The 16,320-nt window shown below is 32.7% G+C and carries 19 protein-coding genes; 8 read left to right on the top strand and 11 right to left on the bottom strand.

Annotation, left to right across the window (positions count from 1 at the left end; translation table 11 throughout):
• Positions 1-331 precede the first annotated feature (331 nt).
• A complete protein-coding gene (locus tag ACZIYX_RS03775) occupies positions 332-1,600 on the bottom strand; it encodes a choice-of-anchor B family protein (RefSeq protein ID WP_462680858.1) in 1,269 nt (422 codons plus the stop codon).
• 147 nt (positions 1,601-1,747) lie between these two features.
• Here ACZIYX_RS03775 and thiL point away from each other — a divergent pair, with 147 nt between their 5' ends.
• Entirely contained in the window at positions 1,748-2,794 is a 1,047-nt protein-coding gene (thiL, locus tag ACZIYX_RS03770; RefSeq protein WP_462680857.1) for a thiamine-phosphate kinase, read from the top strand.
• Here the strand turns inward: thiL and ACZIYX_RS03765 are convergent, their stop codons facing one another.
• Together ACZIYX_RS03765 and ACZIYX_RS03760 are read right to left on the bottom strand one after the other, a co-directional pair.
• Positions 2,795-3,064, bottom strand: a complete 270-nt coding sequence (locus ACZIYX_RS03765) for a hypothetical protein (protein WP_462680856.1) — start codon at positions 3,062-3,064, stop codon at positions 2,795-2,797. It lies immediately after the preceding gene.
• Between the two features lie 320 nt (positions 3,065-3,384).
• Positions 3,385-4,164 (bottom strand): alpha/beta fold hydrolase, encoded by a 780-nt coding sequence (locus tag ACZIYX_RS03760; RefSeq protein WP_462680855.1) that lies wholly within the window; start codon positions 4,162-4,164, stop codon positions 3,385-3,387.
• A gap of 38 nt (positions 4,165-4,202) precedes the next feature.
• Between ACZIYX_RS03760 and brnQ the strand changes: the two genes are divergently transcribed.
• Together brnQ and ACZIYX_RS03750 are read left to right on the top strand one after the other, a co-directional pair.
• A complete protein-coding gene (gene brnQ, locus ACZIYX_RS03755; RefSeq protein ID WP_462680854.1) occupies positions 4,203-5,495 on the top strand; it encodes a branched-chain amino acid transport system II carrier protein in 1,293 nt (430 codons plus the stop codon).
• Between the two features lie 200 nt (positions 5,496-5,695).
• Positions 5,696-7,042, top strand: coding sequence for a cytochrome-c peroxidase (locus ACZIYX_RS03750; protein WP_462680853.1), 1,347 nt, complete (start codon positions 5,696-5,698; stop codon positions 7,040-7,042).
• 78 nt (positions 7,043-7,120) lie between these two features.
• On the opposite strand, the gene ACZIYX_RS03745 is transcribed toward ACZIYX_RS03750, so the two are convergent.
• Positions 7,121-7,504, bottom strand: a complete 384-nt coding sequence (locus tag ACZIYX_RS03745) for a VOC family protein (RefSeq protein WP_462680852.1) — start codon at positions 7,502-7,504, stop codon at positions 7,121-7,123.
• A 249-nt stretch (positions 7,505-7,753) separates the two neighbouring features.
• Between ACZIYX_RS03745 and ACZIYX_RS03740 the strand changes: the two genes are divergently transcribed.
• The 3 genes from ACZIYX_RS03740 to ACZIYX_RS03730 are packed head-to-tail and all read left to right on the top strand — an operon-like array spanning position 7,754 to position 10,079.
• Entirely contained in the window at positions 7,754-8,149 is a 396-nt protein-coding gene (locus ACZIYX_RS03740) for a DUF2721 domain-containing protein (protein ID WP_462680851.1), read from the top strand.
• Positions 8,150-8,193: 44 nt separating this feature from the next.
• The gene (locus ACZIYX_RS03735) at positions 8,194-9,645 is read left to right on the top strand and encodes an ATP-binding protein (protein ID WP_462680850.1); all 1,452 of its coding nucleotides are present in this window, start codon (positions 8,194-8,196) and stop codon (positions 9,643-9,645) included.
• 20 nt (positions 9,646-9,665) lie between these two features.
• Positions 9,666-10,079, top strand: a complete 414-nt coding sequence (locus ACZIYX_RS03730) for a response regulator (protein WP_462680849.1) — start codon at positions 9,666-9,668, stop codon at positions 10,077-10,079.
• Between the two features lie 77 nt (positions 10,080-10,156).
• Here the strand turns inward: ACZIYX_RS03730 and pyk are convergent, their stop codons facing one another.
• From pyk to ACZIYX_RS03710, 4 genes are all read right to left on the bottom strand, one after another.
• Complete coding sequence (gene pyk / locus ACZIYX_RS03725; RefSeq protein WP_462680848.1) at positions 10,157-11,584, bottom strand: pyruvate kinase; 1,428 nt, start codon at positions 11,582-11,584, stop codon at positions 10,157-10,159.
• Complete coding sequence (locus tag ACZIYX_RS03720; RefSeq protein WP_462680847.1) at positions 11,584-12,078, bottom strand: IPExxxVDY family protein; 495 nt, start codon at positions 12,076-12,078, stop codon at positions 11,584-11,586. Before ACZIYX_RS03720 ends, pyk begins: the two co-directional genes overlap by 1 nt.
• A 192-nt stretch (positions 12,079-12,270) precedes the next feature.
• A complete protein-coding gene (locus tag ACZIYX_RS03715; protein ID WP_462680846.1) occupies positions 12,271-12,480 on the bottom strand; it encodes a hypothetical protein in 210 nt (69 codons plus the stop codon).
• A 30-nt stretch (positions 12,481-12,510) separates the two neighbouring features.
• On the bottom strand, positions 12,511-12,750 hold the full coding sequence (locus ACZIYX_RS03710; protein ID WP_462680845.1) for a hypothetical protein: 240 nt from the start codon (positions 12,748-12,750) through the stop codon (positions 12,511-12,513).
• A gap of 146 nt (positions 12,751-12,896) precedes the next feature.
• Between ACZIYX_RS03710 and ACZIYX_RS03705 the strand changes: the two genes are divergently transcribed.
• Positions 12,897-13,127 carry a helix-turn-helix domain-containing protein gene (locus ACZIYX_RS03705; RefSeq protein ID WP_462680844.1) on the top strand — a complete coding sequence of 77 codons (231 nt, stop codon included), beginning with the start codon at positions 12,897-12,899 and terminating at the stop codon, positions 13,125-13,127.
• A gap of 43 nt (positions 13,128-13,170) precedes the next feature.
• Here the strand turns inward: ACZIYX_RS03705 and rnc are convergent, their stop codons facing one another.
• Genes rnc through ACZIYX_RS03690 form a run of 3 tightly spaced genes read right to left on the bottom strand, consistent with a single transcriptional unit; the run spans position 13,171 to position 15,409 of the window.
• Positions 13,171-13,905: a ribonuclease III gene (gene rnc / locus ACZIYX_RS03700; RefSeq protein WP_462680843.1), complete on the bottom strand. Its 735-nt coding sequence runs from the start codon at positions 13,903-13,905 to the stop codon at positions 13,171-13,173.
• Positions 13,905-15,158 (bottom strand): beta-ketoacyl-ACP synthase II, encoded by a 1,254-nt coding sequence (gene fabF, locus ACZIYX_RS03695; protein ID WP_462680842.1) that lies wholly within the window; start codon positions 15,156-15,158, stop codon positions 13,905-13,907. The genes rnc and fabF overlap by 1 nt, the downstream gene beginning before the upstream one ends.
• Positions 15,159-15,175: 17 nt before the next feature.
• Positions 15,176-15,409 carry an acyl carrier protein gene (locus tag ACZIYX_RS03690; protein WP_024768509.1) on the bottom strand — a complete coding sequence of 78 codons (234 nt, stop codon included), beginning with the start codon at positions 15,407-15,409 and terminating at the stop codon, positions 15,176-15,178.
• Positions 15,410-15,593: 184 nt separating this feature from the next.
• On the opposite strand from ACZIYX_RS03690, the gene purN reads away from it, so the two are divergent.
• Complete coding sequence (purN, locus tag ACZIYX_RS03685) at positions 15,594-16,178, top strand: phosphoribosylglycinamide formyltransferase (protein ID WP_462680841.1); 585 nt, start codon at positions 15,594-15,596, stop codon at positions 16,176-16,178.
• Positions 16,179-16,320: the final 142 nt, after the last annotated feature.

The following is a 16,320-nucleotide window of genomic DNA, read 5'->3' as shown; positions in this document are numbered from 1 at the left end:
GCATAGCTGTAGTTACGGTTATGTTTTTTAACGAAGAACAGATGAAAAAGAAATAATTTATTAGCGCTATTTCAAAGTTAAAATGGTATTATAATGATACCTCAATATTTTTTCTATTTGTATTGCTAAAAATCAATACTTTATATTGATACTGAAATATTTTATGGGAGTTAAAATGCTTACAATAAAAAAGTTAATAAACTCAGGTAAGTAAGAAAAAAGCAGTTACATGTTTTTAGAACTTTTTTTGTGCAATTTATCAAGTCTGGTATCTCAAAGCAAAGTATATTTTTGGAAGCATGCTTAAAGAGTTTGCTCTGAGGTTGTTTATTTATGAAGAGCTTTTTCGAACCAGTACACACCCTTTTTCGATATCGCTAATCAAAATAGTACCACTTTCAAAAAATGGGTACACGTTCCACGCGCCATTAAAATTTGCACTATTGTTTGATGGAAATGTATCAAAAAAACCAACTTCAGACACATTCTTATTTTCAATATCTGAAATATCGATTACTCTAATTCCTGCTCTGTAATTTGCTAAATATAACAGGTTGCCTTTTACATACCCATTGTGATCAATGGCTGGTGTTGTGCCACTATAAGTCATGTGCAAATGAGGAGCATCCAAATCTTCAAAATTAAATATCAAAGTTCGGGTATTAAACCCTACCTGTTGTTCGTCTGTTTCATCTCCTAGTATAAAATATTTAAAATCCTCGGTAAACCATCCTTGGTGGGTATATCCAACATTTGGGTATTTTATTGTTTTAATAGTAACAGGATTGTTTTTATCGGTTATATCGGCGATTACAATTTCTATTTCATTACTGCCAATCAAAATTTCTTTACCTTTATAATCATTATCGGGGCCATTATAAATTACCACTTGGGCATCATGACTATATGATTCTTCACCAGACGAAAGAAAACCGCCGGCAGCAATCGGGTTCTTGGGATCTTGTATGTTGATAAATAAAGGCCCCCCATTATAAGGGCCCGAATTTTTTTGAGCTCCCACTACATAAGCATAACCAGAATCTTCATTGATTACAATATTATGTGCATTTCCAAATTTGGTATATCTTTTATCTACTGTAAAAGTCTGAGGGAGTGTTGTAACATTTCTTAATCTGGACAAATCAAAAACCTGCATTCCATGATCGGCAGCTTCACTTACAATAAAAGCATGATCTTTATATACTTTGATATCCCTCCAGGAACTATTAGAAGTAGCTGTAGGAAGTTTACCTAAATATACTGGATTAGCAGGATTAGAAATATCTATAAATGCAGTGCCATTATTTAATCCAATTATAGCATATTCTTTTCCTGTAGAGGTATCTGTCCATCCCCAACTATCATTACCAGAGCTTGCATTCATATCTGCAAGGGTTATTCTAGATACAAAATCATAACCATTACAGGGATAAATACCTTGTGCAAACCCATTTTCACAAATGTTTGAAAATGCAGGATTGGGAGGGCTTGTGAGGTTGTCATCGGTATTTGTAGTATTTTCATTATCATCGCTACTGCTGCATCCCCAAAGACTTATTAATACTATAAAAGGACAAAAAAAGATAAAATAATTTTTCATAGTGACTGCTATTTAAGTAAAAATACAAAATTATTATTTTAAAAATTAACTATATGTAAATCAAGTAAATAATGATTATACGTAGGAATATGTTTTATTTTTTTAAATTATGATGGATAAAAATGTTGTGTTACCTAAATTTGCAAAATGATTGAAAATAAAAATACATCAAGAACACAGATATCTGAATTAGGGGAATTTGGACTTATTAATCATTTAACTAAAAGTTTCAAAATCAAGCAAAAAACTACAACCCTTGGCGTTGGTGATGATGCGGCGGTTTTGGATTTTAAGAATAAGAAATGTGTTTTAACAACAGACTTATTGATTGAAGGAGTACATTTTGATTTATCTTATGTACCGTTAAAACATTTAGGGTATAAAGCTGTAGTTGTTAATCTGTCTGATGTATATGCAATGAATGCAACAGCAACTCAAATAACCGTTTCTATTGCAGTATCAAACAGGTTTCCTTTAGAAGCTTTGGAAGAATTATATTCTGGTATTGAAGCAGCTTCAAAAATTTATAATGTAGATTTGGTAGGAGGGGATACTACTTCTTCAACAACTGGTTTATTAATTAGTATAACTGCTGTAGGACATGCCGAAGAAAAAGAACTGGTGTATCGCAGTGGTGCTAAAGAAAATGATCTTTTGGTGGTAACCGGAGATTTGGGAGCAGCATATTTAGGGCTTCAGGTATTAGAAAGAGAAAAAGAAGTTTATAAAGTCAACCCAAATTCACAACCGGATTTGGATCCATATACATATCTTATAGAAAGGCAGCTTAAACCCGAAGCCAGAAAAGATATAAAAGAACTCTTAAAAGCTCTTGATGTACAACCTACAAGTATGATTGATATAAGTGATGGTTTATCTTCTGAAATTATACACTTATGTAAACAATCTAAAGTTGGAGTAAATTTGTATGAAGAAAAAATCCCGTTGGATCCTACGGTAATATCTGCTTGCGAAGAGTTTAAATTAAATAGTACTACTGTAGCCTTAAATGGTGGAGAGGATTACGAACTATTGTTTACTATCCAACAAAAAGATTATCCAAAAATTAAAGCAAATCCTAGTTTAACTGTTATTGGACATATAACAGATGAAAAAAGTGGCATAGGGCTAGTTACCAGATCTAATGAAAAGATAGAGATAAAAGCTCAGGGATGGAATCCTATGAAAGAATAATCAAGATGCTGCCTGAAAAGAGGTATCTATATTGGTTTTTGCCATTTTTTTGGCATGTACAAAAGCCAAAGCATTATTAATTTCTTTTAATTTTGGGGTCATTATTTCTAATTGCCCTCTGCTATTAGTAGTAGCTTGCTCACCGCAATGAGAACATGTATACTCTTTTATATGGTGTGTAACGTTTTTAGAAAGAAGGTAATTGTGACCAAATAAAGAACAATAGATTCTGGAAAAAGAAAATACGGAGTTAGGGGTAGTTTTTTTCATTACTTTTAGGGGTTAAAAAATTCATATAAAAAGGTTAAGGGTTCATTATCAATACAATAATAATATTTTTTTTATTACTATCCATACTTTTGTAAGAAAAAAACACATTTAACAGGTGTTTTTTATTTAAAACACCGTTTATAGGATGAATTTTAACCGATAAAAATGTATTTTGTCTACTTATTAAGCTTTTTTGATTATCCAAAGTAAGAATATACTTCTGTTTATTAACCCCTCATCGAGAGGTTAAAGGGGCTTGTCTCAAAAACAAAATATATTTTCCAGAAGCATACTTTGTAAGATTGCTTCGGGGTTATTGATTATACAGAATTCAAAAACCGGTCAAGTGCCATCATATATTGCTTCTTATTTTCGAGATAAGACATGTGCCCGCCTTCAAAACTAATTAAATCTATACCATTTTGTTTTGCTTCCAAACAACTTTGTTCATAAGATAGAACCGGATCTTTGATTCCTGCAAAAATTATCTTAGGACCTTTAAAATTTGCTAAAACACTGGTTCGATCTTTTCTAATCTTCATCCCTTCAAGAGCAGAAATGATTCCTTGTAAAGATATCTTAGAGGCTTGATCTTTAATTTTATATATATCATTTTCAAAGTGTAACCTGTTTTCTTCGGCAAAAAGATTAGCAATTGCCATACTGGTATATGCATTAGGGTTGTTTTTTACAATATTAATAGCTCTGGTTCTGTTTTGTTTTCTTTCTTCACTGTCTGGTAACGAAGTAGAATTAAGCAATGCAATACCCAAAGCCAGATCAGGAAAAAGATCTATACAGGCCAAAGACACATATCCGCCCATAGAATGTCCTACAAAGACCGCTTTGGATATACCCAGGTTTTCTAAAACAGTTTTTACCGCTTCTGCCATATTTTCCATAGTATGTATGTATCCCATGTTTTCTGAATCACCATGACCCAAAAGATCGATCAAAATGCATTGATAGTTGTTCATCAAAAATTTTGTTGTTTCTTCCCACATACTTAAATTTTCTAAAAACCCATGAAGAAATACCACAGGAGTTCCTTTTCCTAAGGAGGTATAACTTATTTTAATCCCTTTATATGCTAATATCATTATGAAAGTTTATTTTTAAGGTTCATAAACCTAACTAAATGAGATTTAATAGAGAAACTTTCGTGGCAGGATTTGCATTATTTTCTATGTTTTTTGGAGCAGGAAACCTTATGTTCCCTCCTCTTCTTGGTTTAAAAGCCGGAGATGCCTGGTTGATGGTTATGTTTGGCTTTGTTATCTCTGCGGTAATTATACCTTTATTTGGGATTTTTGCACATGCAAAACTACAAGGTACTATGCTGGATTTTGCAAAAAAGGTATCTCCTGTTTTTAGTCTTGTTTACTGTATTCTTGTATATTTGATCTCGATTGCGTTACCTTCTCCCAGAACTGCCTCTGTAACTCACGAAATGGCAATTCAACCTTTTTTTGGAACCAGTGCATGGTTAACAAGTATTATTTATTTTGCTTTAGTATTGCTTTTTGTACTTAATCGGTCCAAAGTTCTTAACCTGTTGGGTAAATTTTTATCTCCTGTTCTGTTTATTGTTGTTTTAAGTATTATTTTTATTGGTATTTTTTCTGTACAGGACCCTGTTATAAACCCATCTCAATTTAAAACACCAATGATTAAAGGATTATTGGAGGGATACCAAACTTTTGATGCCATAGGTGCTGTTGTTGTTGGCGGGGTTATTATAATCTCTTTAAAAATAAAAGGAGAGAATAATTTTATTAAAAATAGGGGGCTAATTATAAGCTCTGGTATTGTAGCAGGAATGGGGCTTTTGATAATCTATTCTGGGATGATATATAGCGGAGCATTGTTTAACAACCAATTTGACACCAATGTAACCCGAACAGAACTACTATCTGGTTTAAGTTTAATAACCCTTGGCAATATTGGAAAAACATTTTTAAGTATCCTGGTTGGAGTAGCTTGTTTTACCACCGCAGTTGGTATCATAACCGGTACTGCAGATTTTATAAAGGGACTGTTTAAAAACTCTCAAAAAGCATATATCCTTACTACAATTATAGCCTGTGTTTTAGGTGTTTTGATAGGGCAGTTTGATGTTCATTATATTGTTGTTGTAGCCATACCAGCCCTTATGTTTATTTATCCTGTAACTATTGTTTTGATAGTTTTAAATTTATTGCCAAACAGATTTACTGCTCCGTTGGTATTTAGAGCAGTAGTTGTTATAACTATCATTTTCAGTATTCCTGATTTTTTGGGATCCATAGGAATGCAAAAATTTGTTGATCCAATTCTGGAAACCCTTCCTTTTGGAAAGTATAGCTTAGCCTGGTTAATCCCCGCAATGGTTACCTTAATTTTTATGAATGTTTTTTCGCACAAAAAGCAAAAATTGGTTCCTGAGGCATAAATACTTCATTAACAATTCAATTTATGGAAGTACTGATTGACAAAATAACAAAATTAGGGATGTTTTCCTCTTTTGTAGTGTGTTGATTTTTATTACTTTCGTAGTGGAAAAACAATTTTATTTATACTAACCCACCATTTATCATTTGAATTTATATGTAAAAAATTTAAACAATAACTGGTATAAAAAAATGAATGCCTATGAAAAAAATAATTACTCTAACATGTATTATTTCTTTATTTCTATTTTCTTGTAGCGACGATGATGATTATATCCCCGTAGGATCAAGATTGGATAAAGACTTAATTACTATTTTAACAACCCTTTCTGAAGATAAAACCTTATCTTATTTTATTTTACCAGAAAGTGATGATTATCTTAAGATTCCTCAAGATCCTTTAAATATAATTACTAAAGAAAAAGTAGAATTAGGGAAGTTATTGTTGCATGAAACTGCGCTGGGCAGAAAACCAAAAATGGCAGAAATGAAAGCTACATACTCCTGTGCATCCTGTCATCAGGCTGCTGCAGGGTTTAGTTCTGCTTTAAAGCAAGGGATTGGAGAGTGTGGTATTGGATTTGGAACCAATGGTGGCGACAGGATAATTAATACAACTGTTCCTATAGATTCTGTAGATATACAACCTATTCGTTCTCCTACCCTTTTAAATGTTGCATACCAGGATGTAATGCTTTGGAACGGACAATTTGGAGGTACAGGAACCAATAAAGGTACCGAAGCAAACTGGGGTCAAATACCTGAAAATTTTTTAGGATTTCAAGGAATAGAAGTTCAGGCTATAAAAGGGCAGGGAGTTCATAGATTATTAGTGGATGAAGATTTTGTAACTACTTTTGGTTATAAAGAAATGTTTGATCTGGCTTTTGCTGATATTACAGAAACACAACGTTATACAACCAAAAATGCAGGTCTTGCAATCGCAGCATACGAAAGGACCTTGCTTGCAAATAAATCCCCGTGGCAAGAATGGCTAAAAGGAGATCGTAGTGCTATGAGCAATGCAGAAAAAAGGGGTGCTATAACTTTTTTTGGTAAAGGAAAATGTTACGAATGCCATAGTGGACCTGCTTTAAGTGATAAAGGTTTTTATGCATTTGGAATGGGTGATTTTGATAACTCTGGTAAAGCAATAGTTCTTGACAATGCCGGATTCGAAAATGTAAAAAAAGGAAGAGGTGGTTTTACCAAAAATACTGCTGATAATTACAAGTTTAAAACCCCTACTTTATACAATTTGGTAGATAATGGTTTTTATGGACATGGAGGCACATTTACATCTGTACGAGATGTTATTGCATACAAAAACAACGGGGTTGCACAGTCTGCAGAAGCAACCGTTGAAAATCTGGCACCTCAATTTGGAACCATTGGTTTAACAGACGAAGAAATAAATAACCTTACTGCTTTTGTAGAAAATAGTTTGCGGGATAGCAATTTAAACAGATATGTTCCCGAAAGATTAAAATCCGGACAATGTTTTCCTACCAATGATATACAATCTCAAATTGATTTGGGATGTAACTAATACGTTATAAATGGTTTATGCTTTTTTGATTCTGGCAGAAAAGCGTAAACCACTACTTAATATAGATACAGACCAAACCTAGTTTAATGTGGCAATCCACCAGGTATTACCAAATGGATCCTGAAAACCTGCTCCCCGGGCACCATAATCCTCTTCCATAGGTTGCATCAAGGATTTGGCTCCGGCATCAAGAGCCTCATAATAGGTTTTGTCTGTGTCTTTTACATATACATACATAGATCCGGGATGAGCAGGGTAATGTGATGAAGCTTCGGAAAGAAGAATAGTACAATCCCCTATTTTTATCTCAGAATGTTGTATTCTGTTATCCAGATCCAGATTTCTTACCATTTCCTGTGCTTGAAAAATTTTTCGAATAAAATCTATAAAATCCTCAGCTTTTTCAACTACTATATATGGCATTGCTTGCTGGTGACCAGCAGTAATTTTCATTCGTTGCATATTATGTATGGCGACTTTTACAGGAAACGAAAAAGTAGTATAAAATATTCTATGCAGAAGTAAAAAGATGCTTTAAAATTTTAGTGTTTCATGAAAAAATTCACAGATTTTGTTAAAATGTAGTTTAAAAATTAGTGCCGGATATTTGTAAAAATAACTTATAACAAACCATAAATTAAATTATAGTGGGCAGTACAATAATAGCACTCCTTTTTTTCATTTAAATTAGTAGCCTAAATAAAGATTGTTATGACTCTTACAATGAGTATCCCCGCATTATTGTTTCCTGCAATATCCCTGACTATGTTGGCTTATAATGCCAGATATCTGGCTATTGCAGCTTTAATTAGACAGTTACATAATGAATATCTGGTTTCTTCATCCAAAAACACCGTATTGCAAATCAAAAACCTAAGAAAAAGATTATCGCTAATACGAAATATGCAGGCAATAGCTATCTTAAGCTTTTTGACCAGTGTGATTACTATGTTTTTGTTATATATAGAAAAATTAGTATGGGCTAACCTGGTATTTGGTATAAGCTTACTCTTACTAATGATCTCTCTTTTTTTGTCGTTTATAGAAGTTCAGATTTCTACCAAAGCCCTGGCGATTAGATTAGATACGATTCAGGAAAATAAGTAAGAAATTCTTATCTTGTTAAGATAATTATTTCCAAAACTTTTCTAATGCTTCAGAATGAACTTTTTAATAATGTAATAAAAGATTTCAATACAGGGTATTGGGAACTGCATAAAAATCCGGAAAGGGAGATTTGGTCAGAAAAGTTTTATAGCAATTTAGGATATACAAAAAATGAAGTAGAGCCTACCATCGATTATTTTTTAAAACACTTAATACATCCCGAAGATGTAGATGTTTTCAGAGATAATTTTATTAGTTACAGGCGTAATATTGTTAATTTTAAGCAATATATAAAAATTAAATCCAATGGAGATGTTTATAAACTGTTTAGATGTGCTACCAATGATAGCTTACCAGTAAATATAAAATCAGAGTTTGATCTTATCTTTTTTTTCGAAATAAAACTAGAATCCGAACACACTATTACAAAAGACAATTTTTACTATAAAGAAACTGCCCAAATGACCGCTACCGGTAGTTGGTATGTAGATTTTATAGAAAAAAAAAGTTTTTGGGACTTTGAAACCAGACGAATTTTAGAATACCCCGATAACTATATCCCTTCTCTTAAAAAATCTGCACTATACTACGCAGAGGAATCACAACAAAAAGCAGCAAATTTGTTTTTTAATTGTGCAATGACAGGAATGCCTTTTAATTCAGAAATTAAAATGGTAACAGCTAATAAAAGAATATTTTGGGTTAGGGCAATAGGAAAACCGGTATATAATGAAAACAAAGAAATAATCGGGATTAGAGGTGTTTTTCAAGATATAGATGAAATCAAAAAAAAAGAACTAGGATTGCAAAAATCTATAGATATCATAGCATCTCAAAACTCCAGGCTGTTTAATTTTGCACATATAGTATCCCATAACCTTAGATCCCATACCAGTAATCTGTCCTTATTGGTACAATTAATAGAAGAGATAGACAATCCTGAAGACAAAATAGGGTTTATCAAGGATATCAAACAAATATCCCATAGCTTAAACACAACTATAGAACACCTTAACGAGATTGCCGCAATCCATACCAATAAAGATCAAGAAAAAAAAGTTGTCAAATTTCAAGATGCCCTTAGTGTGGTTACCAATGGTATCGGTCAAATGATCTCTATAAGCAAAGCCAAAATTATAGTAGATTTTAGTCTGTTGGATAAGATTAACTATATACCCGCATATCTGGAAAGTATATTATTAAACTTGATAACCAATGCAATAAAATATAAACATATAGACAGAGACCCAATAATAGATATAAAAACGTATAAAAAAAATGACAAAAAGTATTTAAAAATATCAGACAATGGCAAAGGAATTGATTTAAAATTATTTAAAAACAAAATATTTGGTATGTATAAAACATTTCATCACAATAAAGATGCAGTAGGAATAGGATTGTTTTTAACAAAAAATCAAATAGAATCATTAAGTGGCAGAATTACCGTAGAGAGTGAGGTAGATAAAGGAACCACTTTTATAATTGAATTTTAAAATTAAAAAACATATAGATTATGAATAAAAAAATTGGATTGGCTTGTATAATAGATGATGATAATATGTATGTAAATCTTGTAAAAAAGATTGTAGAGGCAAAAAACCTTTGTAAAAATTTGATGGTATTTCAAAACGGTAAAGAAGCCCTTACCTACTTTGAAGCCATTTTGACGAATTTAGACAAAAAAACAATTCCGGATATTATTTTTCTGGACTTAAATATGCCTGTTATGGACGGATGGGAGTTTTTGGAAAACTTTACCAAGATCAAAAACAAGCTCGAAAAAACAATTACACTGTACATTGTAAGCTCTTCTATCAATCCGGTAGATATAGAAAGAGCCAAGAGCATTAATACCGTCAAAGATTATCTTATAAAACCGGTTACCTTAAAAGAACTGGAAGCTATTTTTTTAAAACAAGCCGTATAAAAAAATTGGCAGGCAACTTGTTTTAAGAGCATTGATATAAAAAACTTAAAGCCTCACTGAGGCTTTAAGAAGTTATTTTATACTTGAGAAATCCTAAGGGTATTAACCATCCCTTTGGCAGTTATAGGCATTGCAGCCAGATTAACCAACATATCTCCTTGCTCTACAAAACCACGATCTAACGCAATTTTATTAATATCCTCTACAGTTTCATCGGTACTTACAAATTTATCATAAAAAAAAGCTTTTACACCCCACAAAAGGCTAAGTTGTGACAGAATCCTTTGATTGCTGGTAAAAACCAGAATATGGGCATCTGGTCTCCAGGCAGAGATCTGAAACGCAGTGTACCCACTATTTGTTAATGTACATATAGCTTTGGCATCAATATCATTAGCCATGTGTGCAGCGTGATAGCAAATAGATTTGGTAATAAATCGGTTTGTTCTTATATGTGGTGGATTTTGAGGAACAGTTATTAAATCCGAATTTTCTACGCTTTTAATAATTCTAGACATAGTCTCAATTACTTGCACAGGATATTTTCCAACAGATGTTTCACCAGATAGCATAACCGCATCTGCACCATCCATAACAGAATTTGCAACATCGTTTACCTCTGCACGAGTAGGGGTCAGGCTGTCAATCATAGTTTCCATCATCTGTGTTGCTATTATGACTGGTATTCTGGCAATTTTTGCCTTTAAAACTAATTTTTTCTGAATTAACGGAACTTCGTGTGCAGGAATCTCTACTCCAAGATCTCCTCTGGCAACCATTAATCCATCACAATATGCTACAATAGTGTCAATATTTTCAACACCTTCGGGTTTCTCTATCTTAGCTATAATAGGTATTTTATGTTCGCTGTGTTCTTTGATAAGATTCTGTAATTTAATCAAATCATCGGCATGACGCACAAAAGATAGAGCAATCCAATCTACTCCTTGCTCACAAGCAAAAATGGCATCTTTTACATCTTTTTCGGTTAATGCAGGTAAAGAAATATTGGTGTTCGGAAGATTGACCCCTTTTTTTGACCTTAATGGCCCTCCTTGTATTACTCTGGCAGTAACAGTATCTTTTTTGTTGGTAGAAACAACTTCAAAAATTAATTTACCATCATCCAACAGGATTCTTTCTCCGGCTTTTACATCTTTAGGAAAATTTTTATAATTCATATAAACCTCTTTCGATGTTCCTTCAAAAGGTTTTCCTGTTATAAAATTAATAGTATCCCCATCATTAACAATAATATCCCCTTTCATAACACCTACACGCAATTTTGGCCCTTGCAAATCACCAAGTATCGCAGCATTATAGCCATGATCTTCACTTAGTTTACGTATATTTTGTATGCGCTCCTTAACATCTTTATAGTCTGCATGTGAAAAATTTATTCTAAACACGTTTACACCTGCATCCAGCATTTTTTTTAAAATCTCTATATTACTTGTAGCGGGTCCAAGAGTAGCTACTATTTTAGTTCTTTTACGTTTAGGCATTATTCAAATATTAAATTGTTCTTTGATTTGAGTATCGTATGATCTACTATATATGCAGTCATAATTTGAGAAATGTTTAGCATATTTAACAGTAAAGACTTACTGGAAAAATTAGATGCTTCTGTTTCAATTTTTAAAAAATAATCTACACTTTTTAATTCAGGAATTAAATATTTTGTTACCAGGGTATCCTCTGCCAAAGCAGTAAATAACCCATTTGTGATATTGTTTTTTTGCTCTGTTTGAGCCTGAAATTTATTTCCAAAAAGGTTATATATGGTATATTGAAAATGATCTTCAAATTGATATAACGGAAAACAGGCAATTAAATCCTTATGCGAAAAAATAATATCTTCTTTTTTTCTGAAAAGCCTTAAATTCAAGTTTTTATTTAATAGAAATGCTAGCCTGTATGAAGCTAATGAACAATGAATAGCAATGAGTTCATAATCATCATCGGCAAAGGAATCTAATACTAACCGTTGAACAGCCACTTGGATTTTTTTGTTTCAGAATTAACGCGAAATATACAAATAAAATCACCTAACAAGTTTAATTAAGCATAAAGATATTTTACGAAAACGATTGCGTTAGTATCTTTTGTTTCTGAAAAATCAATCTGTCTGTAAAGCAGCAGTTCATGTTTTAATAAACCAGAAATTAATTTGATAAAGTTTTGATAAAATTTACTTAGTGTGGTTTTCAATTTTTTTATAAAGTCTTAACAGTGTATTTTTATAAAATGCGGCTTTACCATCTATAATATCTATTACCGGGTTCATTTCCAAGAGTACTTTTTGGATAATTTCTTTAGAAACTCGTGCATACTCTGATAATCTTGTAATAGCAATTTCTTTTTCTTCTGGATTCAGGTTTTTATAATTTTTGTTAAGCATAAGAAAATGGTGTATCAAAAATTTGACATATTAATGTTTTGGGGCATCATAAGTTCTTAGGATATAAAGACGTCTTGCCCGATGAATATATTCGATGGCTTCCTCACGACTTTTGCCACTTTTGTATAACTTATCCATCCAGTTGTATATTAAAACCTCATACGGGGTTTTTTGTAAAACATCATAAAAAAAATTATCAGATTGTAAATGAAGTGCTCTCAATACTTCAATCATAAAAATATAATGGGCTTCATTTTTTTGTATACTCATCTGGATATTGTTATCTGATACGCTGCAAGTTACAAATTTTCTTTTTAAATCAGTGTTATATGTCTTGAAATTACGGCTTATAAACCGTAATTTTTTAACATCTGAATGCGGACTTTTGTGAATACAGACGTTTAATGTCGTTGATTATGAATGAACAAAACAAATTACAACGTATTAAGTTGATAGGAGAACACATCAAGCAATTGAGACTTAATGCTGGATATACAAGCTACGAAACATTTGCTATAGATAAAGGATTAGACCGAAAACACTATTGGCGTTTAGAAAAAGGCTCTAATTTTACTTTAAACACACTTATTCGTATTTGTGATATTCACAATATTTCTTTAAAAGAATTTTTTAAAGATATTGACTAGTCCAACTATTTTTTTTAATAATTGAAGACTTAAAACAAAGCACTTAATTATTTATTTTGGATTGAAATGCAAAATAACCTCTTTTTGATGCTTTTTCTTCTGCCTTCTTTTTTGAAGTAGCTCTTGCTTTAGCAATTACTTTATCATCTATCCAAAGTTTTACGGCAAAATGTTTCATTTCATCTTTTCCGGTATCTTCGTATACTTCGTAGTTAAATACTTTTTTCTCTTTTTGACACCATTCTATCAATAAGCTTTTATAGCTAATTATTTGTCCTTCCAGGCTTTCAATATCCACATACGGGTCAATTACCGCTTCTTTAATAAACCGCTCGCAATACACATAGCCACGATCCAAATAAATAGCCCCTATTAAAGCTTCAAAAAGGTTTCCGTGTATATTTATCCCAAATTGAGATTTTGGAATATTGGTTTTGACTAATTCTATTAGTTTTAAATCCTTGCCTAACTCATTAAGGTGTTTTCTGCTTACTACTTTGGCCCTCATTTTGGTTAGGTAACCCTCATTGCCTTCAGGCACTTCTTTAAACAAGTGCGCAGCAATAACGCTACTAAGCATAGCGTCTCCAAGAAATTCGAGTCTTTCAAAATTAATAGCATTTCCTTTTTTATCTTTTAGATTTAGAGATCTATGGGTAAATGCTTTTTCGTAAGGACCAATACTTTTTGGCTTAAAACCTACAATTTTCTGAATTTTAGAAAAAAAATTCCCGTTCTTTTCAGAGCGGGAATTTAATATGTTGCGAATAACATTCATTATTCGTTCAATTTTTTAAATAATACACAAGCATTATGACCTCCAAAGCCAAAAGTATTACTCATTGCGTATGTAATTTCACGTTTTTGAGCTTTGTTTAAGGTCAAATTCAAAGAAGAATCTATGTTTTCATCCACAGTAGTGTGGTTGATAGTAGGGGGCACTATACTGTTTTGCATTGCCAATATAGAAGCAATTGCTTCTATTGCTCCAGCAGCGCCAAGCAGGTGTCCTGTCATAGATTTTGTTGAATTGATATTGATATTAGGTGCATGATCCCCAAAAACTTTAGTGATAGCTTTCAATTCTGCGACATCTCCTAATGGAGTGGATGTCCCGTGAGTGTTTATAGTATCTACTAGTTCTGGTGTAACACCTGCATCTTTTAAACAATTAAGCATCACGCGTTCTACGCCTATTCCGTCAGGATGTGGAGCTGTCATGTGATATGCATCACTAGACATTCCGCCGCCAACGACTTCTGCATAGATTTTAGCACCCCGTGCTTTTGCGTGTTCGTATTCTTCAAGAATTAGAGTTCCACCACCTTCACCAAGCACAAAACCATCTCTGGTAGCGTCAAATGGTCTGGAGGCAGTTTCAGGACTCTCATTTCTTGTAGATAAAGCGTGCATTGCATTAAATCCTCCCATACCAGCAATAGTTACTGCAGCTTCACTTCCTCCTGTAATGATAATGTCACAATGTCCTAAACGTATATAGTTTAGAGCATCGATCATAGCATTGGCAGAAGAAGCGCATGCAGAAACAGTGGTATAGTTAGGTCCCATAAAACCATTTCGAATAGAAATATGCCCGGGAGCTATATCGGCGATCATTTTTGGAATAAAGAAAGGATTAAAACGAGGCGTTCCGTTTCCATTGGCATAGCCAATTACTTCTTCCTGAAAAGTTTCTATTCCGCCAATTCCAGCACCCCAGATTACACCAACTCTAAATTTGTCGACTTTTTCCATGTCGATAGCAGCATCTTTTATAGCCTCTTCTGAAGATACTATAGCATACTGTGCAAATTTATCTAGTTTGCGAGCTTCTTTTTTATCAAAATAATCTGTAGGAGAATAATTTTTGACTTCGCAAGCAAATTTAGTCTTGAAATTTTCGGTATCGAAATAAGTAATGGGTGCGCATCCGCTTTTACCATTAATTAATCCATCCCAATATTCATCAATATTGTTACCGATAGGCGTTAATGCCCCTAGTCCTGTGACTACAACTCGCTTAAGATTCATATTCTGTTGTGAAATTATTACTTTGCGTCTTCAATATACGATATTGCTTGACCAACTGTTGCAATGTTTTCAGCTTGGTCATCTGGAATCTGAATATCGAATTCTTTTTCGAATTCCATAATCAATTCTACAGTGTCTAATGAATCAGCGCCTAGATCGTTTGTGAAACTAGCTTCATTCACAACTTCGTTTTCGTCTACTCCTAATTTGTCAACGATTATCGCTTTTACTCTTGATGCAATGTCTGACATAATGTTTAATTTTAATTTTTAATTAGGTGGCAAAAATAAAAAACTTTATTTTAAAACCCCACAATCCCACAAAAATGTATTTGTATTTTATCAAATATAGCGAAGTATTGCCTTTTTGCTGCCTAAAAATGAATAATTATTATTTTTTTTGTGCTCTCTGATTAACAATTTTATACTATTTATTATGAAACGTATCATAATTTTTGCTTCCGGCTCTGGTACCAATGCCGAAAATATAATTAAATACTTCCATGAGCAAAAAATTGCCGAGGTTACACATGTGTTCTCTAACAACCTGCGTGCCAAAGTATTAAAACGAGCTCATGCCTTGAAAGTAAAGGCATTACATTTTGACAAAGAGTCATTTTATGTCACAAATGAGGTGCTTAATGTCTTAAAAGATGCTAAGCCAGACATAATTGTACTGGCAGGGTTTTTATGGATTTTTCCAAAAAAAATTATTGAAGCCTTTCCTGATATGGTCATAAATATTCATCCTGCCCTGTTACCAAAATATGGTGGAAAAGGAATGTATGGCAATCATGTGCATGAAGCCGTAGTGAAAAATAAAGAAAAAGAAAGCGGTATTACCATTCATTATGTAAACGAACATTATGATGAAGGCGCTATCGTATTTCAGGCTAAAACTCCCGTATTAGAAGGAGACACTGCAGAAGATGTTGCAAATGCGATTCATCAATTAGAATATAAACATTTTCCTGTCGTGATAAAAAAATTGTTGTTTCCAGAAGCCGATACTTCGTTATAGTGGTGTGCTTTATAGTAGAATCAGACAAAAAACAATAATGTTTGAAGAGTTGGCAGGTATGTTTTTTAGTATTCTTCGAAAACTTCAGGATACCAAAAAAGCATACTATTACTATTCGTAACGCAAAAAATATTTAGAAGAT

It is taken from the genome of Aquimarina sp. (genome assembly GCF_977115655.1).
This window is presented reverse-complemented; position numbering and strand designations above follow the sequence as displayed.